The sequence below is a fragment of the Streptomyces sp. NPDC046335 genome (genome assembly GCF_055587985.1).
In genome coordinates, this window is sequence record NZ_JBVJFF010000014.1 from 42,149 (window position 1) to 54,142 (window position 11,994).

The following is an 11,994-nucleotide window of genomic DNA, read 5'->3' on the forward strand; positions in this document are numbered from 1 at the left end:
CAATGACTGCGATGAGAACACCGCGTAAGCAGCGGAACCCAGCCGACAACGGCGTCGACCGCGACCGCAACGGCGACCACGGCGTCGACCGCGACGGCGAGGACGCGCGCCTCCTCCAGTCGCTGGGCTACACCCAGCAACTGCATCGCCGCATGGGGGCTTTCGGCAACTTCTCGGCTTCCCTCTCGGTCATCTCGATCATGTCGGGAACCTTGCTGCTGTTCGGCTACGGCCTGAACTCGGGCGGCCCCGCGGTGATCACGTGGGGCTGGCTCGCCGTCGGACCACTGGTGCTGTGCCTCGCCGCGGCCCTGGCGGAGATCACCTCCCGCTACCCCACCAGCGGCGGCCTGTACTACATGGCCCGCCAGCTCGGAGGCGAGCGGTGGAGCTGGTACACCGGCTGGCTCAACCTCCTGGGACTGCTCGGCGGAATCGCCGCCCAGGACTTCGGCATCGCGACATTCACCGCCGCGTGGATGAACCTGCAATTCGACTACACGCCGAGCGCGGGCTCCCTGCTGGCCCTGTACGCGGTCATCCTCGCCCTGCACGCGGTCATGAACCTCTTCGGCACGCGCCTGATGAACATCCTGACGTCCTTGAGCGCCTGGTGGCATCTCGCAGGGGCCGTCGTCATCATCGGCTCCCTGGCGCTCGTGCCCTCGCACCACCAGTCGGCCGGCTTCGTATTCTCCGAGTTCACCAACAACACCGGCTGGAGCGCCCCGGCGTACGTGATTCTGCTGGGCATGCTGCTGCCGGTCTTCGCGCTGGCCGGCTACGACACCTCGGCCCACCTGAGCGAGGAGACCAACCATGCCTCCGTCGCGGCGGCCCGCGGGGTCTTCCGCTCCGTGGCGGTGTCCTGGGTCGCCGGCGGCATCCTGCTGATCACGCTGCTGTTCGCCGTCCAGGACTACACCGCGACCCTGCAAAGCCCGACCGGCGTACCCGTGGCACAGATCCTCCTGGACGCACTGGGCATGGCGGCCGCCAAGGCGCTGCTCCTTGTCATCATCGTGGCCCAGTTCCTCTGCGGCTACACCGTGACCGCCAGCGCCAGCCGGATGATCTACGCCTTCGCCCGTGACGGCGCCCTGCCCGGGTCGGGGCACTGGAAGAAGATCAGCCGCCGCACCGCCATCCCCGCCAACGCGGTCTGGCTCGCGGTCGCCGTGGCTTTCGTGCTCGCACTGCCTTCCCTGTACTCCAGCACGGCGTTCTCGGCCGTGACCGCCATCTCGGTCGTGGGCTTCACCTCGGCCTACGCCATCCCCGTGCTGCTGCGGCTGATCCACCACGACCGGTTCTCCCCGGGTCCCTGGAACCTGGGCCGCTGGAGCCGGCCGATCGGCTGGATCGCGGTGGTGTGGGCGGCCGCGGTCACGGTGTTGTTCCTGCTGCCGCAGAGCAGCCCGGTCACCGCCAGCACGTTCAACTACACGCCCGTCGCCGTAGTGGTCGCCTTCCTCATAGCCGCCCTGTGGCGGCGCTTCGGCCGCGACTCCTACCACGTGCCCCGCTCCAGCTCCCCCACCGAGGACAAGCAGTTCGAGGGCATCATCTGATGGCAGCGACAGAGTCCTCGAAGACTTCACCGCCCTCGACAACGACAACAACCACAGCGACAACCACAATGACAACAGCTCATGGGAGTACGGTGACTGACCCCGCGGCGTCCATCGAATCGGCACGACAGCTCACCGTGGCCTGGCGCGCCCTGGTGCTCGACCGCGATGCGGACGCGGATGTACGCGACCTCCCCGGCATCGCCGTCCGCTGGGCCGACTGCCGATTCTCGTTCTACAACTGCATCACCCTGACCGAGTCAGGAGCGGGAGCCGGCCTCGTCGCACAACGCCTCATTCAGGCGGCGGGCATCATGCGCGCGAGGAAGCACCCGGGCTTCCTGTGGCTCTTCGAGGACCTCCTCGACGACGAGGCCCGCACCACGCTGACCGCGGCGGCCGAGCAGGCGGGCCTGCAGTACGCCTTCCCCGGCACGGGCATGGCCGGAGACCTGCTGCCCATCCCCGACCCGGTCCACCCCGACCTGACGTTCGTGCGTGTGCGCACCGACGAGCACCTGCGGGCTTACGCCGACCTCCAGTCACGCGCGTACGGATTCCCCCTGGAGGAAGGCCGCGACGGCCTGATCGGATCCACGCACTGGACGAGCGAGATGTACGCGTACCTGGCGATGCGGGGCGACGTTCCGGTGGCGTGTGCCGCGACGGTCGAGACGGAAGGCCGTCTCTTCGTCGCCTTCGTCGCCACCGACCCGCAGTGGCAGCGCAAGGGCTACGGTGAAGCGGTGACGCGAAAGGCCCTCTACGAGGGCGCCACAGCCACCGGCCTGACCCGCGCCACGCTGCACGCGACCGTTGCCGGGGCGCCGGTGTACCCGCGTATCGGTTTCGAGCCGAACACACCCATCCACTTCTTCAACCTGGCGGAGTGAGCCGGCCGGGAGGCCGAAAATGGGGGTGCCCCCGCACGCGTCGGGTGTTCCTTGGGGGTAGGGGGCAGTTCAAGGGGGCCACTCCCTTCCCGGCGAGGGCCTCGGCGAGTCGGTGTGAGTCGCCAGTGGTGGTCACGAGGTGAGAATGGTTCATGAGGTGAGCGTGGTTCATGAGGCGGCCGGTGCTCGCGCCCGCGGGAGCAGGTAGCAGGTACGCGGTGACAGCGGCGACGTCACAGCCCCGGGCCGAGGGTGGGTTGCCGTGGTCTTCCGCTTTTTTTCGGCGAGCTGAATCCGGGGCTGTTCCCGATGCCCTGGGGGCCTGATTCCCTACGGGGACGCGGTCTTCAACCAACGGGGGGCGCTCGCCAGGTTTCGCTGCTGCCAGCGGAACTCGACCGGCTCCCGGCCGCTTGCGGCGGTGACTGGGTCGGGCAGGTCCGCAAGTTGCGCCAGGCCGTCGAGCAGGGATCACACCGATATCTCGGGTTTGTCGGCGAAGCGCCTACTGGCCCAGGGCTTGTCGGCCGATGGTTCCGTTCTGGACGGAGTGGGCCTCGTGCGCGCGGGCGACCTCGTCGACGGGTTTGCTGTCGGCGATGTGTCCCAGGATCGAGAGCAGATCGTCGTCAGTGAAGCACCCGGCCGCGGTCACCGGACCGAGGGCTTGATCGACGTTGCCGTTGCCCAATACGGTGCCCAGCTCGGCCGCCCGGGGCCATCATGGCGATACATCATCCGGCACGGACTCATTCCGCCTCGCGCAGCCCCGGGTGCAAGAACCGAGCAGGCCACCCGCTGGCTGACGATCACTGCGGGCGTATCCGGACGGGCGCCTGCCCAGTCTCTTCCGAGGGAAATCGGTCGCTGAACGACGCTGACGCTTCTAGCCTGCCTCGGGTGATGACAGCTGATGACGTGTTGTTCGTCCTAGCCCTGCTTCAGAGAGCGAAGGCGGACGTCTGGGTCGGTGGCGGATGGGGAATTGACGCTTTGATCGGCGAGCAGACCCGAGACCATCGCGACCTTGACTTGATGCACCGGCAGGACCAGGAGGCCGCTGTGCTGGCGGTCCTTTCCGCGGCGGGGTTCGTGGAGAGTCTGAACTGGAGGCCCATCCGATTTGTCGTGACGGCTCCGGACGGAAGGGAGATTGATCTCCATCCGCTGGTCTTCACTGATGGCGGCTCAGCAGTGCAGGCGTCACCCGAACCGCAACGTCCCTTCACCTACCCCTCCTCGTGCTTCGTGACGGGCACCATCCAGGGGACTCCTGTCCCATGCTTGTCCGCCGAGCAGCAGGTCTACTTCCACCAGGGATACGAGCCATCGGAACGCGACCGGCACGACATGGCACAACTCCGCCGCGTCTTCGGGATTGCCACGCACTTTTGATCCACGCCGGCGGACCGGGACGCAAGGATGAACGACCCTGGCGGGCGGGGCCGGAGAACATCACAGCCACAGCACCGGCAAAAGCTCCCTCGGCATCCGAGGCGGCATCAAAACCCACCGCCGCCATCCTCGCACTCAGGTGGAGCACGAAACGATGCCAGAACTCATCGGCGTGCGCCGGCACTGGCCATCGACAAAGACGCCACCAGGCTCAGATTCCGGCCGGGCGGGACACCTCCGATGTGCCGATGTTGCTGTTGGCCGACGTGATCGCCCCGGCGGTCAGCATCGGGACCGACTCGGACCTGGTCGACAGCGGACTCGGGGTCAGCGACTGGCTCGCCCCTGCGCGCGACCTTGGGCGACGTGGGGTTGCTGGAAGGCCGGATGGCTGCCTCGGAGCGGCAGGCTGATGTCGTGGCGAACGCGACCGGCCACCTGATCAAAAGGGCGGTGAGGCTCAGCACTCGGGAGCAGCTGGCGGTCACAGCAGTGCTGAGCACGGCGGCCGGGGCGCTGTACTGGCGGCACATCGGAAGCGTCCGTCAGCCACCCCACTCCACCCCGCAGCGGGAGCCGGTGCTACCCGTAATGCCGGAGCACGTCTCAAAGCGAACGGCCGCTCTCAGCGCACGGCACACGGCACACCCGGGAAGGGCTGACCACCCGCACAGGAAGGAAGTGAGGAGTATCCGCTGCTGGCCCGCGCAGGTTCTGCGTACCGCATAGGTGGGGCGCAGATCGCTACTCTTCAGCGCAGTCCCCGGGGCTGGTCCCTTCTGGCACGTCAGGAGGTACACCCCGACGAGTTCGAGCATCTGCGGGATCTCCTGCAGTGGCTGGCTGCGCGGACGACCACGGTGGGAACCATCGGGTATGTGCGCTTCTACGAAGACCACATACCCGACGTGCTCATCGCCGATTCGGGAACCGTTCGTCAAGTGTCCCTCCAACTGGCTTCCGGAGCCGAAGAACTACTCCTTCACGACTGAAGATCCGGGACAGGTGCCGAAGACTCAGCGCCTCCCCACGCTCCAACTGGCCGGCACCCCGGTGCGGCGTATCCCAGGGATGTCCATGCGGGGTTTCGCGCAGCTTCCGGTCGCCATCGGCAGCTGACTCGCCCGCATTGGCATCGCCCTTGATGCCATGCCTGCTCAGGCTTCTCGTCCTTCGCAGCCGGGAAGATTTGGCCGACGCCGAGCGCCGGACTGGGCGTACGCGGATGTGTTGAGCCGCAGCTGCGCCCAGAGGGTGTCCGGGCGCAGTGGGAGGGCGGTGAAGCGGATGCCGGTGGCGTCGCGCAGGGCGTTGGCCAGGGCGGGGCCGACGGGGTTGAAGGCGGCTTCACCACCGGGTTTTGCGCAGTGCAGGTCACCGGAGCCGGGGACGAAGCGGACGTCGGTGCGGGGGACGTCGGCAAGGTGCGGAATGGGGTAGGTGCGCAGGTCCTGTGTGGTGACGCGGCCCTGGTGGTCGGTGCGCAAGTCTTCCATCAGTGTGGTCCCGATGCCCTGGGCGATGGCACCTTCGATCTGGCCGCGCAGTTGGCGTGCGTCCAGGATGGTGCCCGCGTCGGCGGCGTGGACGGAGTCGAGGATGGTGACCAGACCGGTGGCCGGGTCGACGGCCAGGCGGATCCACTGGGCGTTCGCCGCCAGGCCCGGGGTTCCGGTGGTGGCGTCGCAGGTCGCCGTGGCGGTGAGTGGCCGACCGGTCTCGTGCGCGGTTCGGTACAGGGAGGTCAGGGGCAGCGGTCGGCCCGCGCAGTCGACGGCATTCTGGCTCAGGCGGCAGTCGTCCGGGGCGGTACCGGTGCGGGCGGCCGCGGCGTCGAGGACGGCCGAGTGCAGACGCCGGCAGGCCTCGTGGACTGCGCGGGCGGCGAGGGTGGAGCCGGTGGAGACGAAGCCCCCGGTGTCGTGGGTGAGCAAGTCGGTGTCGCCCTGGCGGAGGTGGATGCGGTCGATGGTGGTGGCCAAGGCGGTGGCGGCGATACGCCGGTGCACGGTGGTGGCCTGGCTGCCGAACTCCGGGGCGCCGGTGCACAAGTCGTAGGCGCCGTCGGCGCGCAGGGTGGCGCTCGCCTGAGCCAAGTGGCCGTCGGAGGGCAGGGTGGGGGTGACAGTGACGGCCATGCCCTCCCCCACCAGCCAGGACGAGCCGGGGAGCGCGGGTGGCGCGGCCCTGTACCGGGCGCGGGCGCCTTCGATGAGATTCAGGCAGTTGGTGATGCCATGGTCGGCGATCGGCGCCATGCCGTCGGCCGTCACCGCTGGGGCAGACTCCCCCGGGCGCAGGTAGGCCTGTCGGCGCAGGACCAGGGGGTCCAGGCCGGCGGTGTGGCCGAGTTCGTCGAGGGCGGATTCGACGGCAAAGGCGATCTCGCCGGCGCCGTAGCCGCGGAAGGCGCCCGCCGGGACGTTGTGCGTGTAGAGCGCCCAGCCGTCGACCCTGATGTGGGGGCAGCGGTACAGGCTCAGGGCCTCGATGCAGGCATGTCGCAGGACGGCGGGGCCGTGATTGCCGTAGGCGCCGGTGTCGCACAAGACATGCAGGTGCAGGGCGGTGAGCGTGCCGTCACGGCGGGCGGCGATCTTCACTCGGACCTGGAAGGGATGGCGGGTGGTGGCGGTGAACTCCTCGGCCCGGGTGTACTCGATTCTGACGGGCCGCCCGGTGCGCAGCGCGGCGAGCACGGCGATGTCCTCGGTGAGCATCTCCTGCTTCCCGCCGAACGCACCGCCCAGCCGCGCGGCCGTGACGTGCAGCCGCTCAGGCGGCAGGCCGAACACCTTGGCCAGGAGCCGGCGGGTCAGGTGCGGGGCCTGGGTGGCGGTGTGGACATGCAACCGCCCTTCATCGTCCTGCCGAGCGAGGGTGGCGTGGGTTTCCAGCGCGGCATGCTGCACCCGGTGTGTGCGGAACGTTTCCTCGACGACGTGGTCGGCTTGGGCCAGCCCTGTATCGATGTCCCCGATGGTGGTGTGCACCTCATCGGCGATGTTCCCGCCGGGATGGACATGAGGGGCCTCTGCGGAGAGGGCGTGTTCCGGGCCGGTGACAGCGGGCAGGGCCTGGTAGGTGACGCGCAGACGGCGGCAGCCCGCCTCGGCCGCGGCTTCGCTGTCGGCGACGACCGCCGCGACACGCTGGCCCGCGTGGCGCACGACGTCGTCCAGGACGCGGGTGTCGGCCGGATCTTCCTCTGCTTGTTCGTGCAGCGCGGTCGAGAAGCGCAGAGCGGGCGCGTCGTGGTGGGTGAGAACGGCGTGGACGCCTGGCACGGCCAGGGCACCGGCGGTGTCGATGCCGGTGATGCGGGCATGCCGGTGCTCGGAGCGCACCAGCCTGATGTGCAGCAGCCCGGCGGGATCCGGATCGTCGAGGGTGAAGCGGGCCCGTCCCGTGACGACGTCCTCAGCTCCCGCAGCAGCGGTGGTGTCGGCTTCCGTGACCTGCTCGTCAGTGGTGCGGTACTTGTGAGATGCCTGAATGGCTCGCTCGATGGACCGGTAGCCGGTGCAGCGGCACAAGTTGCCCTTGAAGTTCTCGGTGAGATCGGCGCCCTGGCTGTGGTCCAGGGCGGCGGCGGTCATGACGAATCCCGGGGTGCAGAAGCCGCACTGGAAGGCGTGGTTGGTGGCGAAGGCCTGCTGCACCGGGTGCAGCGCGCCGTCCTGGGACAGGCCCTCCACCGTCGTCACCATCCGCCCTGCGGCACGCAGGGCCGGGTAGAGGCAGCTGTGTACGGGCCTGCCGTCCACGTGCACGGTGCAGGCGCCGCAGTCACCGCTGTCGCAGCCCTTCTTCACCCCGAAGCAGCCCTGCTCACGCAGATAGGTGCGCAAGCACTGCCCGGGCCCCGGCTGCTCGTACACCGGCCGGCCGTTGAGCAGGACGGAGAAGGTCATGTCAGTTCCTCCTCCGCCAGTGTCTGCCGTGCTTGCTCGGCCAGTTGATGGATGAGGTGAGTGCGCCACTCGGGGGCCCCGTGAACATCGTCCACGATCAGTTCCGCACCGACGGCCCGCTCCATCACCGTACGCAACCCGGTCGGCGTGGGCAGCCGTTCAAAGGACAGGTACACGGGGCGTGTCGTGGCCGCGGTGAGCGTGAGCGCGAAGCGCCCGGAGCCGGGAGTGATCGCGGCGATCACCAGGGCGGCCGAATGTCCGCCGGGCCGTAGGCTCACCCGGCGCATCACCGTGCGCTGCTCCAGGGCTTCAGTCGGCAGCCGCAGGCAGCGCAGCATCTCCCCCGGCCGCAGCTCCGTCCGGCCCTCTCCGGAGACGAATTCCCGTACGGGCAGCAGGCGTTCGCGGCCGTCGGCCGCGCGCAGCACACACACGCCGTGCAGTGCTGTTGCCATCGACACCATCGGCGCGGCCGGCAGGGCCAGACACACGTTGCCGCCCACCGTGGCGGTGTTCCACACCTTGAAGGACGAGGAGAACGCCCGGCAGCAGCCTGCCATCAGCGCACGCGCATCCGGCCAGGGCCCGCCCGGCCGTACGGCGAAGGCAAGCAGTTCGGCCACCGTGCACGTCGCCGCGATCTCCAGACCGCTCTCGTGGACTGTCAAGGGCCGTAAGCCCATCCGGTCCAGGTCCCACAGGCGCGCCACCTCGGGCTGAGGGGCGGAGAACAGCCAGGTGCCGCCGGCCAGCCACGCGTCCCCCGCCTCCCACCGCACACCCTCGCGCGGGTCGAGCACGGCCCGGACCGCCACAAGATCCATATCCGTCCGCCTCCGCCGGCCGTCGAACGGGCGCTGCCCGCGCCCGCGACTGTGCCAACTCCCGGCCGACCACCCGCGTCACGCGCCGTCCGGGTGAAGACCAGTCACAACCGCCCCGACCGAACATGACCGGCGCCGGCCCCTTCTCCCAGCTCCCCAGCCTCCTGGCCATGCAGTCGAATCCCTCCGGCGGGGCACGTACACGCAAGGAGGAGGCTGCCGTTGACCACGGCGCGGCGGGAGGGCGAAGCCGCGTGTGCGCTGCCCAGACCGGTGGCGTGAACACGTGGGTCAGTGGGAGACGGTGGCGGCAGGCGGAGTCCATCGTTGGGTGGGGGGCACCGTGCTGGAGACGCCGTAGTCCTTCTTGAGCTGTTCGGGGATGGCGTAGTGCATGACGCGTCCACGGGTGAGGGAGGAGAGTTCGAGGATGGTGGTGAGGTGGCCAAGGCGGTCCAGGACCCAGGCGCCGAGAGGCGAGCGGTCCTCGATGGTCTCCAGGACGCCGAGGAGGTGGGGGGCGGCCTTGACGACGGTCTCCCATGGGGTGCGGGGCACCTGGAGCCAGTCGGCGCAGGTGTCGCCGACGAGGTGGCGGATGAGGGCGGAGATGATCGGGTCGAAGAAGGTTCCGGGCACGACCTCCTCGTAGAGGTCGATGAGCTGCCGGGTCAGGTGCGCTCCTTCCTCGGAAGGCCCCATGTGCCGGATCATGTACAGGTCGAGGAACTCGCGGGCCTCGTCGAGTGTCTGGGGAACGGCGTCCTGGTCGACGCCGAGCATGGCACCGACCACGCGCCAGGCGTAGTAGTAGGCTTCCGCGCCTTGTGTCGACATGTGGATGCCGAGGCGGTGCAGACTGTCCAGTACGAGCAGGGAGAAGAACATCTGCCCGCCGATCATGTCCTCCTGACAGATCGGCGTGCCCAGCGCACCGGTGTCCCAGCGGTTCTCGCGTACGAGGTGGTGGCGGATGGAGGCGTGCAGGAGGCGGACCTTCTGCGCGGCGGGGATGAAGCGGCTGCCGGCCTCGAAGGCGTCGGGCTGCATCAGGTAGACGGTGAACTGGCCGGTCTCCGCCATCCGTTTGGAGGGGTACTTCAGCCCATGGGTGGCCGACAGGAGCTTGGCCACGTGCGGGACGACGTAGCAGGCGGGCATGGACGCGAAGGACAGTGCGGTGGAGATGTGCACGTTGTTGTCGATGAAGAACAGCCGGGCCTTCTCCATCTCCCCCCAGTCGACCCAGGCCGGCGGGGCACTCGTGGCCTGAAGGTACTCCCTCGCGACATCGGGCAGCCCGTCCGGCAGCGGAGCACCCGCGGTGGAGACGTAGCGCATCAGGGTGTTGAACTTGCCCACCTCTCCGCGTTCGAAGAGTGTGGCGACGGTGGCGTCGGCGAGTTCGTCACCGGTCTGCCGCAGGGCGTCCATCGAGGCTTCGGTGCAGGTCATGGGCAAGCTCCTTGTCATTCACGCGAGGTGGCGTACGGCAGCGTCAAGGGTCTGGCGGAGGTCTGGCCGGGCGGCGCGGGCTTGCGCCGGTCCCGCGCGGGCTGGCGCCGGTCCTGCGCGAGGGTCAGGACAGGCGGACCGCGGCCGAGTGCGCCAGAGCGGCCAGGGCAGCGGCGGCATGTGCGGGCAGGTCCAGCTCATGGAGGGTGTCGAGGGCTTCCTCGACCCGCGCGGTGATCATGTTCTCGACGCGGTGGGGCGTCTTCAGCCGGCGCATCACCTCACGTACCGCGTGCAGACCGTTGTCGTCCAGGTCGCCTCGGCCCAGCAAGGCACGCAGCTGCTCCCGGTCGTCTTCACCTGCCAGGCGCCATGTCTCTGCCAGCAGGGCCGTGGGCCGGTGGCCTCGGACATCATCCGCGTTGTCCTTGCCGGTGCGTTCCGGGTCTCCAAACAGGCCGAGCAGGTCGTCCCGCAGCTGGAACGCCTCGCCCAGGGGCAGCCCGTAGGCGGAGTAGCCCTCGCGCAGCCGCCCGTTGGCCCCGGCCAGGGCGCCGCCGATCAGCAGGGGCTGCTCGACGGTGTACTTGGCGGTCTTGTACCGGATCACCTTCAGTGACGCCGCGGTGTCCGGCTCGGCTCCGGTACTCAGGATCTCCAGGCACTCGCCGGCGATCAGCTCGCGGGCCAGCACCGACCACAAGGGGCGGGCCCGGGCCAGATACGCGGCGGGCAGACCACTGGTGGCGAACAGCTGCCCGGCCAGCCCCATCAGCAGATCCCCCACCAGCATCGCCAGCGACCTGGCGGCCGCGGCAGTGCACGGACGATGGTGTACCGCGCCGCGCAACGCGACATGTGCGGTGGGCCTGCCGTGTCGCAACGCGCTGTCGTCGATGAGATCGTCGTGCACGACCGCGGCGGCATGCACCAGCTCCATGGAGGCCGCCGCCCGCACCAACGCGTCACTGTCCGGCTGTCCCACCGCCCGCCAGCCCCAGTAACAGAACGCGGCCCGCAGCCGTTTGCCGTCCGCGACCGCAGCCTCCAACTGCTCGGCCACCGGCCCCAAGGCCGGATCGATCGCCGAGAACTGCTCGGCTTCCCGGGCGATGAACAGGCGTAACACCTCGTCGATGCGCGTCTTGAACGCGGCCGGCTCCCACCGGTCAGACATCATCGGCGGCCCGCCGCGCCAGGGCGGCTCCCTCCGGTCAGACATCGTCGGCGGCCCGCCGCGCCAGGGCATGCCGGGCGAGGATCTCCAGATGGGCCGGAGGCGGACCCGCGTACCGCTCCATCACCAACCGTCCGCGCGCCATCAGATCATCCTGGGCCTCCGCCGCCAGCTCCGCGGCATCCGCGCGGCGCAGCAAGCCCCGCACCGTTCCCACAGCCGAACCCGCCATGCTCACCGCCAGATCGGCCAGCCCAGCCACCACCAGGACCGCCTGCTCGTCCAGGCCCCCGCGTCCTCCCGCTGCCCCTTGCATCACGCCACCCCCTCGCCGGCACCTCCGGACGGCGCCGGTCGCACGCCGTTCTTCCCAGCATCACGGCAGGCCGGGCATAGGAGCGGAGGAAATCACCATCGAGTGATCACATCGCACTCACGTACGGATCGTTCGCCTGTGGCAATCCGCGTCGGCGCTTCCGTACCGCTACCGCTACCGCTCCAGCCGTGCCCGGCCTCAGGCGCCACCGCGGCGGACGGTCCCACCGGGGCGACGGCGGGCCCGGACAGCGGTGGCGACGGACATCGGGAACACGCCGCATCCAGGCATACCGCCTGGGATCCAGGGCAACAGCACATCTAACAGCTCGGCTCCCCCTCCGAGTCTGGCGGGCCCCCCCCCCCCCCCCCAGTGGCGGGGGCGCAAACCCTCCAGACCCCCCCCACAAACACCAGCGCCCACACACGCCAAAAGGACAGAACCCC

The 11,994-nt window shown here is 69.4% G+C and carries 9 protein-coding genes; 3 read left to right on the plus strand and 6 right to left on the minus strand.

Annotated features, from left to right (window positions below; all coding sequences use genetic code 11):
* Positions 1 to 11: 11 nt before the first annotated feature.
* Complete coding sequence (locus ACZ6JY_RS31220) at positions 12 to 1,571, plus strand: amino acid permease (RefSeq protein WP_469201205.1); 1,560 nt, start codon at positions 12 to 14, stop codon at positions 1,569 to 1,571.
* 92 nt (positions 1,572 to 1,663) lie between these two features.
* Positions 1,664 to 2,464, plus strand: a complete 801-nt coding sequence (locus tag ACZ6JY_RS31225; RefSeq protein ID WP_469201207.1) for a GNAT family N-acetyltransferase — start codon at positions 1,664 to 1,666, stop codon at positions 2,462 to 2,464.
* 505 nt (positions 2,465 to 2,969) lie between these two features.
* Here ACZ6JY_RS31225 and ACZ6JY_RS31230 read toward each other — a convergent pair.
* Positions 2,970 to 3,119, minus strand: coding sequence for a hypothetical protein (locus tag ACZ6JY_RS31230; protein ID WP_469201209.1), 150 nt, complete (start codon positions 3,117 to 3,119; stop codon positions 2,970 to 2,972).
* A gap of 248 nt (positions 3,120 to 3,367) precedes the next feature.
* On the opposite strand from ACZ6JY_RS31230, the gene ACZ6JY_RS31235 reads away from it, so the two are divergent.
* Positions 3,368 to 3,859 carry a nucleotidyltransferase domain-containing protein gene (locus ACZ6JY_RS31235; RefSeq protein WP_469201211.1) on the plus strand — a complete coding sequence of 164 codons (492 nt, stop codon included), beginning with the start codon at positions 3,368 to 3,370 and terminating at the stop codon, positions 3,857 to 3,859.
* A 1,157-nt stretch (positions 3,860 to 5,016) separates the two neighbouring features.
* Here the strand turns inward: ACZ6JY_RS31235 and ACZ6JY_RS31240 are convergent.
* The 5 genes from ACZ6JY_RS31240 to ACZ6JY_RS31260 all read right to left on the minus strand — a co-directional run bounded on the left by ACZ6JY_RS31240 (position 5,017) and on the right by ACZ6JY_RS31260 (position 11,548).
* On the minus strand, positions 5,017 to 7,773 hold the full coding sequence (locus ACZ6JY_RS31240; RefSeq protein ID WP_469201212.1) for a molybdopterin-dependent oxidoreductase: 2,757 nt from the start codon (positions 7,771 to 7,773) through the stop codon (positions 5,017 to 5,019).
* Entirely contained in the window at positions 7,770 to 8,600 is an 831-nt protein-coding gene (locus tag ACZ6JY_RS31245; protein ID WP_469201214.1) for an FAD binding domain-containing protein, read from the minus strand. Before ACZ6JY_RS31245 ends, ACZ6JY_RS31240 begins: the two co-directional genes overlap by 4 nt.
* Positions 8,601 to 8,891: 291 nt before the next feature.
* Positions 8,892 to 10,055 (minus strand): oxygenase MpaB family protein, encoded by a 1,164-nt coding sequence (locus tag ACZ6JY_RS31250; protein ID WP_469201216.1) that lies wholly within the window; start codon positions 10,053 to 10,055, stop codon positions 8,892 to 8,894.
* A gap of 124 nt (positions 10,056 to 10,179) precedes the next feature.
* Positions 10,180 to 11,235 (minus strand): polyprenyl synthetase family protein, encoded by a 1,056-nt coding sequence (locus ACZ6JY_RS31255; protein WP_469201218.1) that lies wholly within the window; start codon positions 11,233 to 11,235, stop codon positions 10,180 to 10,182.
* A 34-nt stretch (positions 11,236 to 11,269) separates the two neighbouring features.
* Positions 11,270 to 11,548 carry a polyprenyl synthetase gene (locus tag ACZ6JY_RS31260; protein ID WP_469201220.1) on the minus strand — a complete coding sequence of 93 codons (279 nt, stop codon included), beginning with the start codon at positions 11,546 to 11,548 and terminating at the stop codon, positions 11,270 to 11,272.
* Positions 11,549 to 11,994 lie beyond the last annotated feature (446 nt).

Excerpts from the sequence above, each read along its gene's own strand:
- ACZ6JY_RS31220 (WP_469201205.1), top strand. The coding sequence starts at position 12 with ATGAGAACACCGCGTAAGCAGCGGAACCCAGCCGACAACGGCGTCGAC.
- ACZ6JY_RS31235 (WP_469201211.1), top strand. The coding sequence starts at position 3,368 with ATGACAGCTGATGACGTGTTGTTCGTCCTAGCCCTGCTTCAGAGAGCG.
- ACZ6JY_RS31240 (WP_469201212.1), bottom strand. The coding sequence starts at position 7,773 with ATGACCTTCTCCGTCCTGCTCAACGGCCGGCCGGTGTACGAGCAGCCG.
- ACZ6JY_RS31245 (WP_469201214.1), bottom strand. The coding sequence starts at position 8,600 with ATGGATCTTGTGGCGGTCCGGGCCGTGCTCGACCCGCGCGAGGGTGTG.
- ACZ6JY_RS31250 (WP_469201216.1), bottom strand. The coding sequence starts at position 10,055 with ATGACCTGCACCGAAGCCTCGATGGACGCCCTGCGGCAGACCGGTGAC.
- ACZ6JY_RS31255 (WP_469201218.1), bottom strand. The coding sequence starts at position 11,235 with ATGATGTCTGACCGGTGGGAGCCGGCCGCGTTCAAGACGCGCATCGAC.
- ACZ6JY_RS31260 (WP_469201220.1), bottom strand. The coding sequence starts at position 11,548 with ATGCAAGGGGCAGCGGGAGGACGCGGGGGCCTGGACGAGCAGGCGGTC.